This window comes from Streptomyces sp. NPDC037100, from assembly GCF_055606225.1.
Genome location: NZ_JBVJSX010000003.1, coordinates 647,652 through 662,856, shown reverse-complemented (window position 1 = coordinate 662,856; position 15,205 = coordinate 647,652). Strand labels below are relative to the sequence as shown.

General features: G+C 72.4%; 13 protein-coding genes. All 13 read right to left on the bottom strand.

Features of this window, described 5'->3' with window-relative positions:
- Window positions 1–209 precede the first annotated feature (209 nt).
- Entirely contained in the window at window positions 210–1,073 is an 864-nt protein-coding gene (locus ACZ7EG_RS13050) for an alpha/beta hydrolase (protein ID WP_471076437.1), read from the bottom strand.
- Between the two features lie 234 nt (window positions 1,074–1,307).
- Window positions 1,308–2,492, bottom strand: a complete 1,185-nt coding sequence (kynU, locus tag ACZ7EG_RS13045; RefSeq protein ID WP_471076434.1) for a kynureninase — start codon at window positions 2,490–2,492, stop codon at window positions 1,308–1,310.
- The gene (locus tag ACZ7EG_RS13040; RefSeq protein WP_471076430.1) at window positions 2,485–3,315 is read right to left on the bottom strand and encodes a tryptophan 2,3-dioxygenase family protein; all 831 of its coding nucleotides are present in this window, start codon (window positions 3,313–3,315) and stop codon (window positions 2,485–2,487) included. Before ACZ7EG_RS13040 ends, kynU begins: the two co-directional genes overlap by 8 nt.
- 148 nt (window positions 3,316–3,463) lie before the next feature.
- Window positions 3,464–3,877, bottom strand: coding sequence for a DUF3151 domain-containing protein (locus ACZ7EG_RS13035; protein ID WP_283968124.1), 414 nt, complete (start codon window positions 3,875–3,877; stop codon window positions 3,464–3,466).
- A 167-nt stretch (window positions 3,878–4,044) separates the two neighbouring features.
- Entirely contained in the window at window positions 4,045–5,511 is a 1,467-nt protein-coding gene (locus ACZ7EG_RS13030) for an MFS transporter (RefSeq protein ID WP_471076426.1), read from the bottom strand.
- Between the two features lie 86 nt (window positions 5,512–5,597).
- Complete coding sequence (gene fbaA / locus ACZ7EG_RS13025; protein WP_471076423.1) at window positions 5,598–6,620, bottom strand: class II fructose-bisphosphate aldolase; 1,023 nt, start codon at window positions 6,618–6,620, stop codon at window positions 5,598–5,600.
- A gap of 148 nt (window positions 6,621–6,768) precedes the next feature.
- Window positions 6,769–7,317: an orotate phosphoribosyltransferase gene (gene pyrE, locus ACZ7EG_RS13020; protein ID WP_471076421.1), complete on the bottom strand. Its 549-nt coding sequence runs from the start codon at window positions 7,315–7,317 to the stop codon at window positions 6,769–6,771.
- A gap of 10 nt (window positions 7,318–7,327) precedes the next feature.
- On the bottom strand, window positions 7,328–8,116 hold the full coding sequence (locus ACZ7EG_RS13015) for an aldose epimerase family protein (RefSeq protein WP_471076418.1): 789 nt from the start codon (window positions 8,114–8,116) through the stop codon (window positions 7,328–7,330).
- A gap of 309 nt (window positions 8,117–8,425) precedes the next feature.
- Window positions 8,426–9,244: an SRPBCC family protein gene (locus ACZ7EG_RS13010; protein ID WP_471076415.1), complete on the bottom strand. Its 819-nt coding sequence runs from the start codon at window positions 9,242–9,244 to the stop codon at window positions 8,426–8,428.
- A 196-nt stretch (window positions 9,245–9,440) separates the two neighbouring features.
- Window positions 9,441–11,093 carry a polyamine aminopropyltransferase gene (locus ACZ7EG_RS13005; protein WP_471076412.1) on the bottom strand — a complete coding sequence of 551 codons (1,653 nt, stop codon included), beginning with the start codon at window positions 11,091–11,093 and terminating at the stop codon, window positions 9,441–9,443.
- A gap of 257 nt (window positions 11,094–11,350) precedes the next feature.
- Complete coding sequence (locus ACZ7EG_RS13000) at window positions 11,351–11,878, bottom strand: DUF2617 family protein (protein WP_471076409.1); 528 nt, start codon at window positions 11,876–11,878, stop codon at window positions 11,351–11,353.
- Window positions 11,879–12,443: 565 nt separating this feature from the next.
- Window positions 12,444–12,716 carry a hypothetical protein gene (locus ACZ7EG_RS12995; RefSeq protein ID WP_471076406.1) on the bottom strand — a complete coding sequence of 91 codons (273 nt, stop codon included), beginning with the start codon at window positions 12,714–12,716 and terminating at the stop codon, window positions 12,444–12,446.
- Between the two features lie 287 nt (window positions 12,717–13,003).
- Window positions 13,004–15,079 (bottom strand): PA14 domain-containing protein, encoded by a 2,076-nt coding sequence (locus tag ACZ7EG_RS12990; protein WP_471076403.1) that lies wholly within the window; start codon window positions 15,077–15,079, stop codon window positions 13,004–13,006.
- Window positions 15,080–15,205: the final 126 nt, after the last annotated feature.

Here is a 15,205-nt window from a genome sequence, read left to right as displayed (position 1 = left end):
TCAGGTACTACGGGTACGACCCGGGGACCGCTCCTACGGGCCGTCACAGGACACCGTCACGAAGCCGCACGCCCACCACTCACCAGGGCCGGCACCACGACGGACCGTCACAGAACACCGTCACGAAGCCGCACGCCCAACCACTCACCAGGGCCAGCACCACGACGGACCGTCACAGAACACCGTCACGAAGCCTCGCGGCCCACCGCTCACCAGGCCAGCTGCGCGATCTCCTCCACCACGACCGCGCACGCGTCCGCCGCCGGGTCGATCAGCGGGAAGTGCCCCACGTCCTCCAGCAGCGTCACCCACGCCATCTCCCCGGCCTTCGCCGCCGCTTCCGCGTACGACTCGGCGACCGCATGCGGCACGTCCAGATCCGCACGGCCCTGGACGAGTGTGGTGGCGATCCCGGTGGGCAGCAGCAGCGCCGGGTCGGCGTACGGCTGCCTCTCGGCGAAGTGCTCGTCCCCGCCCAGGAGTTGGCGTGCGGCACCGCCGCACACGTCCAGCTTGTCGGCGATGGCGAGGTCCGCGATCGGGGCGAGGGCGACGACGCCGCGCAGCGACACCGGGCTGCCGCTGCGCCAGGGCGAGTCGGCCGGCAGGACGTGCCGTGCGGAGGCCCACAGGGCGAGATGCCCGCCCGCCGAGTGGCCGGTGAGGACCGTACGGCGCGGGTCGGCCTGTGGCAGCACCTCCCGTACCAGCCCGGGAAGAGCGTCCAGCGCGGCGGCGACATCGTCGAAGGTGTCGGGCCACCGGCCCGCGACGGAGTCGCCGTCGCCGCCGCGCCGGTACTCGGCGCTGGCCACGGCGAACCCGCGGCGGGCGAGGAAGTCCGCGAACGGGCTGATGTGACGCCGGTCGTACGGCGCCCGCCAGGCACCACCGTGCAGGACGACGACGACCGGGGCCGGCCCGGGTCCGCCCGCCCGGCGCGGCGCGAAGAAGTCGATCACCTGGTCCGGATGGTCGCCGTAGGCCGCGGTGGCGTCGGGGTCGACGGGCGCGTGGGAGAAGGCCGACTCCTCCTCGGCAGCGGCCCGTGCTGCTGCGACGTCGTCCGTCATGCTCCAACCCTCCAGCGATGAACCGTACGCGGCGGCCCAGTTGAGGGGGCCGACCGTTGGCCGGGACGGTACCAGGCGCGTGACGTGCGGTGACACGGGGATGTGACGCTCGGTCAGTCCGGACGGGGCGCCGCGGGGCCCGGGACGTCTCATGGGCGTCCCGGCCCCGCCGCCACTCAGGCCGGCATCCCGGCCCCGCCGCCACTCAGGCCGGCGTCCCAGCCCCGCCGCCACTCAGGCCAGCGTCCGGGCCAGCACCCGCGCCGCCCGCTCCACGTCGGCGAATCCGACATACAGCGGTGTGAAGCCGAAGCGCAGCACGTCCGGCGCCCGGAAGTCGCCGACCACACCCTGCTCGATCAGCCGCTTCATCACGTCAGCGGCGTCGTCGCAGCGCAGCGCGATCTGGCTGCCCCGCTCCGCGTGCGCCACCGGCGTCACGCATTCCACCCTGCCCTCGGGCACATACGCCGCCACGCACTCCAGGAAGAAGTCCGTCAGCGCCAGGGACTTGGCCCGCACCGCCTCGACCGACACCCCCTCCCAGACCTCCAGTGCCGCCTCGAGGGCGAGCATGGACAGGATGTCGGGTGTGCCGACCCGGCCGCGCAGGGCGCCGGAAGCCGGTTCGTAGCCGGTGCGCATCCCGAACGGCTCGGCGTGCGAGTTCCAGCCGGGCAGCGGCGAGTCGAACCGGTCCTGCAGCTCCCGCCGCACATACAGGTACGCCGGTGAACCGGGCCCGCCGTTCAGGTACTTGTAGGTGCAGCCGACCGCGAGATCCACGCCGTTCGCGTCCAGCCCGACCGGCAGCGCGCCCGCGCTGTGACACAGGTCCCAGACGGCGACCGCCCCGGCCTCGTGCGCGGCGGCCGTCAGTCCGGGCAGGTCGTGCAGCCGGCCGGTGCGGTAGTCGACGTGGTTGAGCAGGACGGCGGCGGTGCGCTCGCCCAACGCGCCCGGTACCTCGGCCGGTGTCACGGGCCGCAGGGTGCAGCCGGTCATACGGGCGGCGGACTCGGCGATGTACCCGTCGGTGGGGAAGGTCGTCGCGTCGACGAGGAGCTCGTCACGCCCCTCCCCGGCCATCCGCACCGCGCCCACGAGTGCCTTGAAGACGTTGACACTGGTGGAGTCGCCCACGACGACCTGCCCGGGCGCCGCCCCGACCAGCGGGGCGATCCGGTCGCCGATCCGCTCGGGCGCCGTCCACCAGCCGCTCTCCTCCCAGGACCGGATGCGCAGCTCGCCCCACTGGCGGCGTACGACGTCCTCGACCCGGCCGGGGACCACGGCCGACAGCGCGCCGAGGGAGTTGCCGTCGAGGTAGACGACCTCGTCGAGGACGAACTCCTCGCGCTTGCCGCCCAGTTCGTCGGCGGCGTCCAGCTTCTCTGCCGTTATGGCCAGGTCAGACATAGGACCGCGCCGTCCACAGCTCGGGGAACACGTTCTTCTGCGCGCGCTTCTCCAGCCAGGCCACCCCGGCGGAGCCGCCCGTGCCGGTCTTGGCGCCCATCGCGCGGCGTGTGGCGACCAGATGGTCGTTGCGCCAGCGCCACACCAGCTCGGCGACGTCGCTCAGCGCCTCGCCCAGCCGGGCGACCTCGTCGCTCTCGTCGCCCGAGTAGACGGCCGTCCAGGCCGCCTCCACCTCCGGCGACGGCTCGTAACGCCGCGAGACGTCGCGCCGCAGCACCGCCTGGGGAATGTCGTGCCCACGCCGGGCCAGCAGCCGTACGACCTCGTCGTACAGGCTCGGCTCGTACAGCGCCTTCTCCAGCTCGGCGTGCACACGCGGTGCGCCCCGGTGGGGGACGAGCATGGACGCGGACTTGTCGCCGAGCAGGAACTCCATGCGCCGGTACATCGCCGACTGGAAGCCGGAGCCCTCGCCGAGGGCGCTGCGGTACGAGTTGAACTGGGCCGGCGTGAGCTGGGCGAGCGGCTTCCAGGAGTGGTTGAGCGCCTCCAGCTCGCGGACGGACCTCTTGAGCGCGGCGATGGCGGTGGGGATGTCGTCCCCCCTGAGCGCGCCTGCGGCCGTCTCCCACTCGTGGACGATGACGGTGAACCACAGCTCCATCACCTGGGTCGTCACCAGGAAGACCATCTCTCCGGGGTCGTCGGAGAGGGTGTGCTGGAGGTGGGTGAGTACGTCCGCCTTGACGTAGTCCTCGTACGGCGTCGTGCCGTGGAAGTCGAGATGCGGGGTCTCGGGCTCGTGAGCCTCGTGGGACATCGCTGTCTCCTGCGTATAACTCCGGGTAGCGGTCCGCCCCTGCCGAATCCGACACGGGGGCCCCGGTCCCCGAGGGCATCTTGCGCAATCGTCCCCCGGAACCGCAAGGCCCGCCTTTCGGGACGGGCCTCGCGTGCACGGACCGTGATCAGCCCAGGACCTGCGCCGCCGTCGGCGAGGAGTCCTTCAGGAACTGGGAGCAGCGCTCGTACTCCTCCTGCTCGCCGATCGCCTGCGCGGCCCGGGCGAGGGCGTGCAGGGCACGCAGGAAGCCGCGGTTCGGCTCGTGCTCCCAAGGCACCGGGCCGTGGCCCTTCCAGCCGTTGCGGCGCAGCGCGTCCAGGCCGCGGTGGTAGCCGGTGCGGGCGTACGCGTAGGACTCCACGGCAGCGCCCCGCTCGAACGCCTCGTCGGCGAGCTGCGCCCAGGCGAGCGAGGAGGTGGGGTGCGCGCCGGCGACCTCGGCGGACGCGGCACCCGAGGCGAGCATTTCCCGCGGCCCGGGGTCGTCGGGGAGATGGGTCGGGGGCGGGCCCCCGAGAAGGTTCTCGTGAATGGACATGCCTCAAGTCTGAGGCATCGGGACAGCGGCGGCGCCATGGACCGGGGGGTGCGCAACCCGGCGTAGCGGTGTGCCTCCCCCACACTCTCGGCTCCGCTCAAGCAGGCGGGGCCCCACACCCACCCGTGTCACCCCCAGCGGCACGCATGCCCGCAGGCCGGGTCCCGTTACCCCAACCGCTTCCGTACCGGCTCGCCCTCCAGTGGCGGTGCCGTGATGCCGCCGTGCCGCAGGCATTCCGGCCGCTTGCAGTCCGGGGGCGGCCTGCGGACCGCCGCGGCGGCGATCACCGCTCCCGCCACCAGCGCCCCCGCGCACCACCCCATGGCCTTTCCGAACGCCGTGTCGAAGGCGGCCGGCTCCCGGTACGCCTCCTCCCCCATGCCCGCCAGCAGCGGCAGCGCCGCGACCGCCATCAGGCCCGCCGCCCGGGCCGCCGCGTTGTTGATGCCGCTGGCCAGCCCGGCGCGCACCACGCTCACCGAGCCCAGCACGGTCGCCGTCAGTGGTGCGACCAGCGTGACCATGCCGAGCCCGAGCACCAGCAGCGCCGGCAACACATCGGCGAGGTAGGACGCCCCCGGCCCGACCCGCAGCATCAGCAGCATCCCGGCCGCGCACAGCAGCGGCCCCACCGTCAGTGGGATCCGCGGCCCGATGCGGTCGGCCAGCTCCCCGGAGCGCGCGGACAGCAGCAGCATCAGCACGGTCGTCGGCAGCAGCGCCGTGCCGGCGGCGAGGGCCGAGTAGCCCACGACGACCTGGAGCTGGAGCGCGGCGAGGAAGAAGAACCCGCCGAGCGCCGCGTACACGCACAGCGTGACGAGGTTGACGGCCGTGAACTGCCGGGACGCGAAGATGTCCGGCGGCATCATCGGATCGGGCCGGCGCCGCTCGACGACCACGAACGCGACGGCCGCGGCCAGCCCGGCCACCGCCGAGACGGCCACCACCGCCCCGCCCCCGCCGGCCTCGATCAGCGCGTACGTCACCAGCGCGAGCGCGAGCGCCCCCAGGACGGCCCCGAGCACGTCGAACCGCCCGTGCGCCCGCTGGTCCCCCGATTCGGGAACATGCCGCAGGGCGACCGGCACGCACACCAGGGCCACCGGCACGTTCAGCAGGAACACCCACCGCCAGCCCGGCCCGTCCACCAGCCAGCCGCCGACGAACGGCCCGACCGCCGCCCCGACCCCGCCGAAGCCGGACCACAGGCCGACCGCCCGCCCCCGGTCGTCGGGGTGGAAGGAGGCCTGGATCAGCGCCAGTGACCCGGGGGTCAGGAGCGCGCCGCCCACCCCCTGCAGGGCCCGCGCGGCGATCAGCACGCCCGCGTTCGGCGCGATCCCGCACAGCAGCGACGCCACCGCGAACCACACCACGCCGACGACGAACACCTTCCGCCGCCCGAACCGGTCCCCGAGCGCCCCGCCCAGCAGGATCAGCCCGGCCAGCGTGACCATGTAGGCGTTGACGGTCCACTGCAACGCGGACAGGTTCGCGTCGAGGTCGCGGCCGATGCGCGGCAGGGCCACGTTGACGACGGTCGAGTCCAGCAGCACCATGCTGGAGCCGAGGACGGTGGTGAGCAGGATCCACTTGCCCTGTGGTGAGGCCAGCCGGACATCGGGCATGCAGGGAGCATACGGAAGAGCCCGGCACCTGAGCAGGTGCCGGGCTCGACGCGGGCGAACCGGATGCGAACCGGTGCGGACCGGACTTACTTGATCTTCGTGCCGGTAGAGCGCAGGTTGCCGCAGGCCTCGACGACGCGCGCGGACATGGACGCCTCGGCGAGCTTGCCCCAGGTGCGCGGGTCGTAGGTCTTCTTGTTGCCGACCTCGCCGTCGACCTTCAGGACGCCGTCGTAGTTGCGGAACATGTGGTCCGCGACGGGGCGCGTGAACGCGTACTGGGTGTCGGTGTCGATGTTCATCTTCACGACGCCGTTCTCCAGGGCGGTGCGGATCTCCTCCTCCGTGGATCCGGAGCCGCCGTGGAAGACGAAGTCGAACGGCGACGCCTTGCCGTACTGGGCGGCGACGCCCTCGTTCAGCTCCTTCAGCAGCTCGGGGCGCAGGACGACGTTGCCCGGCTTGTACACGCCGTGCACGTTGCCGAAGGACGCGGCGAGCAGGTAGCGGCCCTTCTCACCGAGGCCGAGGGCCTCGGCGGTGCGGAGAGCGTCGTCGACCGTGGTGTAGAGGGAGTCGTTGATCTCGTGGGAGACGCCGTCCTCCTCGCCACCGGTCGGGGTGATCTCCACCTCGAGGATGATCTTCGCGGCACGGGCCTGCTCCAGCAGCTCCTGCGCGATGGAGAGGTTGTCGGCGAGGGTCTCGGCCGAGCCGTCCCACATGTGCGACTGGAACAGCGGGTTCAGACCGGCCTCGACGCGCTTCTGGGACAGCGCCAGCAGCGGACGTACGTACCCGTCGAGCTTGTCCTTCGGGCAGTGGTCGGTGTGCAGCGCGATGTTCACCGGGTACTTCTCGGCGACGATGTGCGCGAACTCGGCGAGGGCGACCGCGCCGGTGACCATGTCCTTGCTGTACTGGCCGCCCAGGAACTCGGCGCCACCCGTGGAGATCTGGACGATGCCGTCGCTCTCCGCCTCAGCGAAACCGCGCAGGGCCGCGTGCAGGGTCTGGGTGGAGGTCACGTTGATGGCCGGGTAGGCGAACTTTCCTGCCTTCGCCCGGTCCAGCATCTCGTTGTAGACCTCGGGAGTTGCGATGGGCATGCGTCCGCTCCTTGTATCTGCGGGTTGACGTACTGCTGTGTCTAACGGCCCTGACCTAGACCTTGGGGTGCGACGTCATCGTCGGCCCCATCTTTCCAGACTTGGCCGGAAGGTCCAGGCCACCGTCCACGCCCTGGTCAGTCCCAGGTCAGTCGAGGCCCAGCTCGTCCTTGGAGAAGGCGAAGAGATAGGGCACCCCGGCCCCCTCCTGGATCTTCTCGGCGGCGCCGGTCGCCCGGTCGACGATGGTCGCGACGGCGACGACCTCGGCCCCGGCCTCGCGCACGGCCTCGACGGCGGTCAGCGGGGAGCCGCCGGTCGTGGAGGTGTCCTCGACGACCAGCACGCGGCGGCCGGCGATGTCCGGGCCCTCGACGCGCCGCTGCAGGCCGTGCGCCTTGGCGGCCTTGCGCACGACGAAGGCGTCCAGGCGCTTCCCGCGCGCGGCGGCCGCGTGCAGCATGGCGGCGGCGACCGGGTCGGCGCCCATGGTCAGGCCGCCGACGGCGTCGAAGTCCAGCTCCTCGGTCAGGTCCAGCAGCACCTGGCCGACCAGCGGGGCGGCCTCGCCGTCGAGCGTGACGCGCCGGAGGTCGACGTAGTAGTCGGCCTCGAGACCCGACGACAGGGTCACCTTGCCGTGCACCACGGCCTTGTCCTTGATCTGCTGCAGCAGCGCGCCGCGTGTGTCCGTCATGCCGCCCAGCTTAGAGGCGGCGCCAGCTCCAGGTCGTCGAGGCCTCCAGCGGCTCCAGAGGCGTGACCAGGTGCGGCAGGGTGTTGAGGCCGTTGGGCGGGCCGGTCTGCGGCTCCACGCACACGGCCTCCCGCTGCTCGTCGTAGACGACGACCCACTCCTCCCGGCTGGTCACCTTCAGCTCCAGCTGACCGGGCCAGGTCAGGGTGGCCTCGACGCCGCCGGGCATGCCGAAGCAGTCGTCCCAGGGGCCGGGCTTCGGGTCGAGGCGGTTGCCGGTGGGCAGGTGGTCGTCGCCGCGCTCCTCCTGCCAGGCGGGGTCGAAGTCGAGGGTCACGTCCTGGCCGCCGAGGTTCCGGTTGAACCAGGGGTGCCAGCCGATCTGCGCCGGGAAGGAGGACTGGTACGTCTCGACGGACATGGTCAGCGTCAGCGCGTCCTCGGTGAGGGCGACGACCTGGGTGACGAGACCCGGGTGGGGCCAGGGGTCGACGAGCTCGCAGGTGAGGACGGCCTCGCCCGTGCTCGTGCGGGCGGTGCGCCAGGCGTGGTCGCGGACGGTGCCGTGGATGGCGTGCGGCGGGGCGTTCAGCGGCAACTGCCGCACCGCGGCGCCGTCCAGGAACCGCCCGTCCCGGGTCCGGCCACACCAGGGCACCATCGGGAAGCAGCCGAAGCGCTCGCCCTGGCGCAGCAGTTCGACGCCACCGATCCGCAGTCCTCCGACCCGGCCGCCGTTGCCCGGCTGCACGGTCACCTCCGCGTCACCCGCGGTCAGCGTGATGTCTTCGTCACTCACGGGACGACCCTACTGCGGTGATCAAGAGGGCCTCACCGGTCGCGCCGCTCGGGCCCTGTGTGGCCGGGGCGGGACAGTCCGGGTCGGGCCGCTCGCAGGTCCAGCGGCCGTCACCGCCCCGGGCCTCCTCGCGGCCGTGGCGGTGCCGCGTGGCTCAGCGGCGTCTGCTGCGGTGATCAAGAGGGCCTCACCGGTCGCGCCGCTCGGGCCCTGTGTGCCCGGGGCGGGACAGTCCGGGTCGGGCCGCTCGCAAGTCCAGCGGCCGTCACCGCCCCGGGCCACCTCGCGGCCGTGGCGGTGCCGCGTGGCTCAGCGGCGTCTGCGCAGGGCCCGGACCGCCACGACGGCCGACGCCAGGGCGAGGGCCGCCGCGGGGGCCGCCCAGCGCAGCGGGGCCGGGGCCGCCACGGTCTGGGGCGCGGGCACGGGAGCGTACCGGCCGCGCGGCGGGGCGTGGTCGACCTCCTCGGCGCTGCGTCCGATCATGGTCCGTCGCGCGTGCGCCGCTTCGGCGATGTCGTCGTCCTCGTCGTCCCCGTTGTTCCCGTTGTTCACGTCGTCCACGTTGTCCACAGGTCCCGGAGAGGAGGGCGGGGCGTCGGCGCCGAAGCCGGAGGGACGCTCCGGGGCCGGGGGTTCCTCGGTGAGACCGGGGTGGGTGGGGGCCTTCTCCTCCGCCTCCGGCCGCGCACCTTCGTCGCCCGCGTCCGTGGCCGCCGCGGCCAGGTGCTCCGCGAAACGGTTCAGCAGCCGCGTGACCGCCCCCTCCACCGCGTCCGCCGGGAGGTCCTTGATCCGTCCCTCCGCGGTGGCCGTGCCGTCGTACACGACGGTGCAGCCGTTCTCCGCCTCGCGCAGGGTGATCCGCAGGGCGAGCTCGACCGAGCCGCTGCCGCGCGACTCCTCCGCCTCGCCCTCGACGGCGTACGCGCCCTCGCGCCGGGTCACCCGCAGGGCACCCCGGTAGGTGACGGAGTGACTGCCGACGCGGATCTTCAGCCGCCCGGCGACGGGCTCGGCTCCGGCGTCCTGCTGGAGCCCGGGAACGGCCCGGGCGACCCGCGCGGGGTCGTCCAGCACCTCCCTCAGCCGCTCGGCCGGAACCGGAACGAACACCTCGTGCTCCATGTCGACGGACTCTACCCAGGACAGCGCGTAACGCACCCCCGGCTGAGGAATTAGCCCCCCGATCCACCCCCACCAGACGTATCCTCCCGGTCCGCAGGACGGGTCCGGCGAGGACGGCCCCGCGAAGACGGCCCCGCGAGGGCTGCCCCTCGAGGACGGTCCCGCAAGGACGGCCCCTCGAGGACGGCCCCGCCCCTCAGTAGCGCGGGTGCACCAGCGTCGACGGCGGCAACCCCGCGATCCGCGTCCTTCGTGCCGCCCGTTCCCCCGCGGTCAGGGACGCCTCGGTGAGGACTCGGGGCCGCGGGCCGCCCGGGTCGAGCCGCAGCCGCGGGTCCGTGTGGGCGGCAAGGACGAAACCCCAGTCGCGGGGCGCCCGGGAGCGGTCGGCGGGGGTGCGGTCGGGCCCGGCGAAAGCGGTGTGGCGGCCGCCCGTGCCGTACGGGGCGGTGCGGAAACCGGCCGCGCGCAGGGTCGCCTCGACCGTCCAGTACACCCGGGGGCCGGCGGCGACCGGCCCGGCGTGCACCACGAGCCGTCCGCCGGGGGCCAGCACGCGCCGCGCGAGGCCGTAGAACTCCTGCGAGTACAGCTTCGTGCTCGCCGTGATCCCCGGGTCCGGCAGGTCCGAGACGACCACGTCGTACGTCGCCGGAGTCGCTCCGCGCAGCCAGCCGAACGCGTCCTCGGTCGTCACGTGCACACGTGGGTCGCCGAACGCGTGCCGGTTGAGCGCGGACAGGGCCGGGTCGGTGCGGGCCAGGCGGATCACCTCGGCGTCGAGTTCGACGACGTCGACCCGGTCCACTCCGGGATGGTGCAGCACCTCGCGGGTGGCCAGGCCGTCCCCGCCGCCGAGGATCAGCACGCGCGCGTGCGGCCCGCTCATCGCGGGGTGGACGAGGGCCTCGTGGTAGCGCGGCTCGTCGCGTCCGCTGACCCGCAGCCGGCCGTCGAGGAACAGGTCGAGGGGCCGCCCGTGCGTGCCGCCGGTGAGGACGATCTCCTGCACCTCGGTCCGGAGTGCCACGCGGATGTCGTCGCCGTACACCGCCTGCCGCGCGGCCCGTTCGAAGTCGTCGACGAGGACGGCGGCCGAGGCGAGGACCACGAGCACGAGGGTGTTGCCGGCCAGCAGCAACCAGCGGGCGCGCCGGGTCAGGTCCCGGCGGAACAGACCGAGCACCAGCGCACCGCCGACGACCGCGTTGACCGCACCGGTGAGCAGCGCGCCGGTCAACTGCCCGAGGAACGGCAGCAGAAGGAAGGGAAAGGCGAGGCCGCCGACGAGGGCGCCGACGTAGTCGGCGGCGGACAGGTCGGCGACCGCGCCGCCCGCGTCCTGGCGGCGGATCCGCTGGATCAGCTCCATCAGCAGCGGGACCTCGGCGCCGATGAGCAGCCCGGTGGCCAGGGAGAAGGCGACCAGCAGGCAGCGCGGCCCGTTGGCCCACATCCCGCCCCAGTCGCCGGTCCAGGCGAACACCGCGTACAGGGCCATCGCGCTGCACCCGCCGACGAGCGCGAGGGTGGCCTCCACGGCACCGAAGCCGGCCGCGGCGAGCGGACGCAGCCGTTTCGCGGCGAGGGAACCGATGCCCATGGCGAAGACCATGACGGAGAGCACGACGGACGCCTGGGTGACGGAGTCGCCCATCAAGTACGAGGCGAGCGCGACGAGTTCCAGTTCGTACACGAGTCCGCAGGCCGCGCAGACGAACACGCCGGCGAGGACCAGGAACCGTCCGGTACCGGGCCGTACGGGCAGCCGCGCCGGATCGGTGGGGCCGCCAGGGGCGCTCCAGGGCGGCGGGCAACCGGGCGGGGCGGGCGCGTGCGGCTCGATCACTCTGCGACGTTACGTCACGCTTCGACTGCGGTTCGTCACCCACACGTGTGGTGCTGGTTTACAGGGCCCGGACATCGGTACGAGATTCGGTTCGCCGCATGCGGGCCGGCGGGCCGGACGGCGGTCGGCGGCCGGGTGCCAACGTCGCCGGCACCACTCGGTTCGCCGCATGCGGGCCGGCGGGCCGGACGGCGGTCGGCGGCCGGGTGCCGGGTGCCGCCATCGCCGTCGCCGTTGCCGTCGCCTTCGCGCCGGGGTCAGTTGACGAGCACCGCCGCCGGTACGCGCACACCCACCTTCGTGCGGGTCGCCACCAACTGGCCGTCCTGCGGGTAGGCGTGCCAGGTCCGCCAGTGGACCTGGCCCTCGTGGTGCTGGGCGAGCAGGGCCGTGAAGGCGTAGGGGCTGCCGGGGAAGACGCCGACGAGGCCGTGCGGGTGGTCGGAGACGAGGGCCAGCAACTCCTGGGCGCGGCCCGCGAAGGAGCCGGGCGAGAGGACCTCGACGCGGGCGGCGAACTCGTACTCCCAGTCGTTCACCCGCTTGGCGACGCCGAGCGGAAGCGGGGTGCTGCTGCCCGCGATGCACGCCACCGTCTCCGAGCAGATGCCCCGCTCCTCCTCCAGCAGGACCTGGTGGGACGCGCCAAGGAGCCGCAACTGCACTTTGGTGCCCGCCAGTTCGAGGTCGAGCACGGCCAGCGCGGGAAGCGGCTCGCGCCCCAGGGCCCATGCGAGATCGGCCGCGCGCGTGTCGGTGTAGGAGGTGTTCAGGGTCGTGAGCATGGATCGGCTCCGCAAGCACACAAGGAGAGGGAGAGGGGTCCGCTGCGCCCCGGTGGCACGGCACCGGGGGATGTCGGCCCGGGGCAGCCCGGTCGGCCGGTTTCAGGAAGGTGTCCGCAGATCGTCCGAGAGGCTGCGTCGGTGGCTTAGAGGGAATCATGAACGGCGGCGCCGCCACAGCGTTTTTACCCAAGTTCGTAGGGTTTCCATCCCTCAGAGGGCTCCACAGCTCAACTGTTCAACTACGGCGTGCGCCGGTGCCGGGGAGGCGTGCGCCGGTGCGCCGTGGCTCACGCCCGGAGCCAGGACGGACGGGGGTGCGGAATTGCGCCCGACCCCCGAAAGGACGGTTCGACGCGCACAGTTGCCGGAGCGGCGCCAGGGCGGGTGGGAGTTGTCCTACAGGCAGGAAGCGTTGCCGGGATCCCCTTGCGCACCCCCCACAGGCGTTCGACCGGTGATCCGTCCGGGAAGCCCCGGACATGACAACGCGGGACCCGCCCCCAGGTGCGGACCCCGCGTTCGGTGGATACGGCTTCCCCGTAGGGAGGACGGCCGACGTCAGTCAGCTGCCTCCGCCGCCGCAGCCACCGCCACCACCCCCGCAGGACGACCCGCCTCCGCAGGACGAGCCGCTGCTGCAGGAGTGTCCCCCGCTGTGTCCGCCGCCGGAGTCGCCCCCGCCGGCCCACCAGCTGTTGTTGCTGCTCGAACCGGAGGACGCCCACGCCCCGCGCCGCGCCGTCCGTCGGGAAGGGGGCCCGCCCCTGCGGGCCTTGGAGACCAGCGCCCCGACCATGACGACTCCGACCACCGCCAGGATGATGCCGACGATCATGGCGTCACCCTCCTTTCGTTTCCCCCGAAGCGGCCCCCCGTGGGCGCCTCGCTCTTGCGTGAGGCGGTGATGCCCTCCCCGTTCCCGGCCCAACACAGAGTTGAGGAACTTCTGAGGGTCACGCATGAGGAAAGGTCCCTGACCTCCACAGAAAGGAAGATCAGGAGCCGTCCGAAGCTCACTGTCAGCGGCCCGCGGGTCGCTCTGACGCATACAGCGGCACAGAACAGGGAGGCGCCCGGCCGGGAACTCCGGCCGGGCGCCTCCACTGCTTCCCCTGGCGGGAGCTAATTCTCCGAGGCGAACCCCATCTCGCGGGCGGCCGTCTCCGTGCCGTCCGCGAGGGTGGCCGTCACGCGGTAGTACGTGGTCGTTCCCTTGGGCCGGGCGGTGTCCACGTACGACCAACTGGTGCTGTCACCGCGCGTCTGGACGTCAACCTTGTCGAAGACGTGGGTCGACCGGTTCCAGCGGTAGACGGTGAAGCCGGTCACCTTGCTGCCGTTGGCGCCCGTGGCGCTGCCCAGCCACCAGCCGACCCAGCCGTTCACGTCGCCGTAGAGGTGGCCGATCGGGCTGTCGTCCACGGCGGGGCCCGCGTCGGCGTCGGGGCGCAGGTCGAGCTCGGTGACGCCCTGGACGGGTGCCCCGGTCTCGACGGTGAGCTGGTTGCCGTACTGGTCGACGGCGATGACGCTGTAGCGGAACTGCTCACCGTCGGCGGCCATACGGTCGAGGTGGTGGGTCTCCGTGAACTCCTTGGGCTTGAGGGTCCAGGCATCGATGAGCGGCTTGAAGACCCACTCGCCGTCGACGAGGGTGCCCCGCAGGATGCGGTAGTGGTCGAGACCGGGATCGTCACTGGCGTCCCAGCTCAGCGAGACGCCGTTCTCCTGGGCGGTGGCGGTCGTGCCCGTCACCGGGGGCGGCGGCGTCTTGTTTCCGGCGACCGCGACCGGCATCTCGACGGAGGGGGTGCCCCCGTTCCCGGCGTCGTCCACAGCCACGACTGAGTAGTAGTACGTGGCGCCCGGCGGCGGGGCCGCGTCCGTGAAGGACGTGCCCCGGATGCCCTTGGCGACCTCCACGGTCGTGCGCCCGGGCTCCGTGCGCGGCTTGTCATAGCGCAGGACCGTGTACCCGACGAAGTCCTCGCTGGTGGTCTCGGACTTGTCCCACGTCAGCGTGACCCCGCGCTCGTCCTCGACCGCCGTTGCGTTGTGCGCGGTGTCCACGGGCCCCGTCTTGTCCCGCGTGTAGAACTCCACCGTGCCGGAAGCCGCCGACTCGTTGCCGTGCGTGTCGACCGCCGTGACGACGTAGTAGTACGTGTCCCCGGTCAGCGGCAGCGGCTCCTGGTACCAGGACTGGGTGAGCGGCTTGTCACCATTCAGCCGGTTCGCCGCGGTGAGCGCGACCGGCCTGCCGGTGGTGGAGCGGTACACGTTGTACCCGGCGAAGTCCGCCTCGGTGTTCCCGTACCAGGAAAGGCTGACCTTCTCGGAGTAGTCGGGCTTCCAGGCATCCTCGACACCCTTCGGCGCCGCGGGAGCGCTCTCGTCGACGGTGGTGACGGACTTGTCCGCCGTACCCGCGGACTCGTTGCCCGCCTTGTCGAAGGCGCGGACCTCGTAGTAGTAGACCGCGCCGTTCTTCGGCAGCGTGGTGTCCGTGTACGACGTGGAGGTCGTCGTGGCCAGCGGCTTGGTGCCGTACGAGGTGCCCTGGAGCCGGCGGTACACGCGGTAGCCCGCGAGGTCCATCTCCTTGTTGGCCGTCCAGCTGAAGTCGGCCTGGTACGAGGAGTCGTACGTGAGGGAGGTGCCGGTGGGCACGAGGGGCTTGACCGTGTCGACGGTAGCGGACGTGCGGGGCAGGTAGTCCGCCTTGACGTTCGCGGCGCCCGTCCAGTTGACGAAGTCGAAGCGGAGGGTGTGCGTCCCGGACGGGATGGTGATGTTGACGGTCTTCGTCTGGGTTGTCGAGACGTTCTTCCAGATGTCGACCTTGCGCGTGCCGTCGAGGTAGACGCGCAGGCCGTCGCGGGTCGCGACGGGGATCGAGAACGGTCCGCCGGAGCCGAAGTCCCGGGTGACGGTCCAGCGCACGCCGAAGTAGTTGCTGGGCAGCCCGGCGGCGGGGGCGCCGGTGCCCCAGTTCTGATCGATCTTCGAATCGCAGTCGGTCTTCTTCGGCGTACCGGAGAAAGTCGTGTTCGCGTAGAACTGCCGTTTGAAGACGGGCGACTTACAGGTCACGGGCGCCGTGGCGGCACCGGCGGCGGACGTGCACGTGAGCAGGGCTCCGGTCGTCGCGAGGACGGTGGTCGCGGCGAGGGCGGACGCACGAGTGGCTCGGTTCATGCCTTCCTTCGGTCTGGGGCGGGGGGGGGGAGAAAAGGGTTTCCCCCCCACCACCCCAAACCCCTGCAAAGGGGGGGGGGTTTTTGGGGTTTCTGTGTTGTGTTCCCCCCCCCCAAAACTGGGGGA

Coding starts and splice junctions, on each gene's coding strand:
- ACZ7EG_RS13050 (WP_471076437.1), bottom strand. CDS start 1,073: ATGACGGACGACGTCGCAGCAGCACGGGCCGCTGCCGAGGAGGAGTCG.
- kynU (WP_471076434.1), bottom strand. CDS start 2,492: ATGTCTGACCTGGCCATAACGGCAGAGAAGCTGGACGCCGCCGACGAA.
- ACZ7EG_RS13040 (WP_471076430.1), bottom strand. CDS start 3,315: ATGTCCCACGAGGCTCACGAGCCCGAGACCCCGCATCTCGACTTCCAC.
- ACZ7EG_RS13035 (WP_283968124.1), bottom strand. CDS start 3,877: ATGTCCATTCACGAGAACCTTCTCGGGGGCCCGCCCCCGACCCATCTC.
- ACZ7EG_RS13030 (WP_471076426.1), bottom strand. CDS start 5,511: ATGCCCGATGTCCGGCTGGCCTCACCACAGGGCAAGTGGATCCTGCTC.
- fbaA (WP_471076423.1), bottom strand. CDS start 6,620: ATGCCCATCGCAACTCCCGAGGTCTACAACGAGATGCTGGACCGGGCG.
- pyrE (WP_471076421.1), bottom strand. CDS start 7,317: ATGACGGACACACGCGGCGCGCTGCTGCAGCAGATCAAGGACAAGGCC.
- ACZ7EG_RS13010 (WP_471076415.1), bottom strand. CDS start 9,244: ATGGAGCACGAGGTGTTCGTTCCGGTTCCGGCCGAGCGGCTGAGGGAG.
- ACZ7EG_RS13000 (WP_471076409.1), bottom strand. CDS start 11,878: ATGCTCACGACCCTGAACACCTCCTACACCGACACGCGCGCGGCCGAT.
- ACZ7EG_RS12995 (WP_471076406.1), bottom strand. CDS start 12,716: ATGATCGTCGGCATCATCCTGGCGGTGGTCGGAGTCGTCATGGTCGGG.
- ACZ7EG_RS12990 (WP_471076403.1), bottom strand. CDS start 15,079: ATGAACCGAGCCACTCGTGCGTCCGCCCTCGCCGCGACCACCGTCCTC.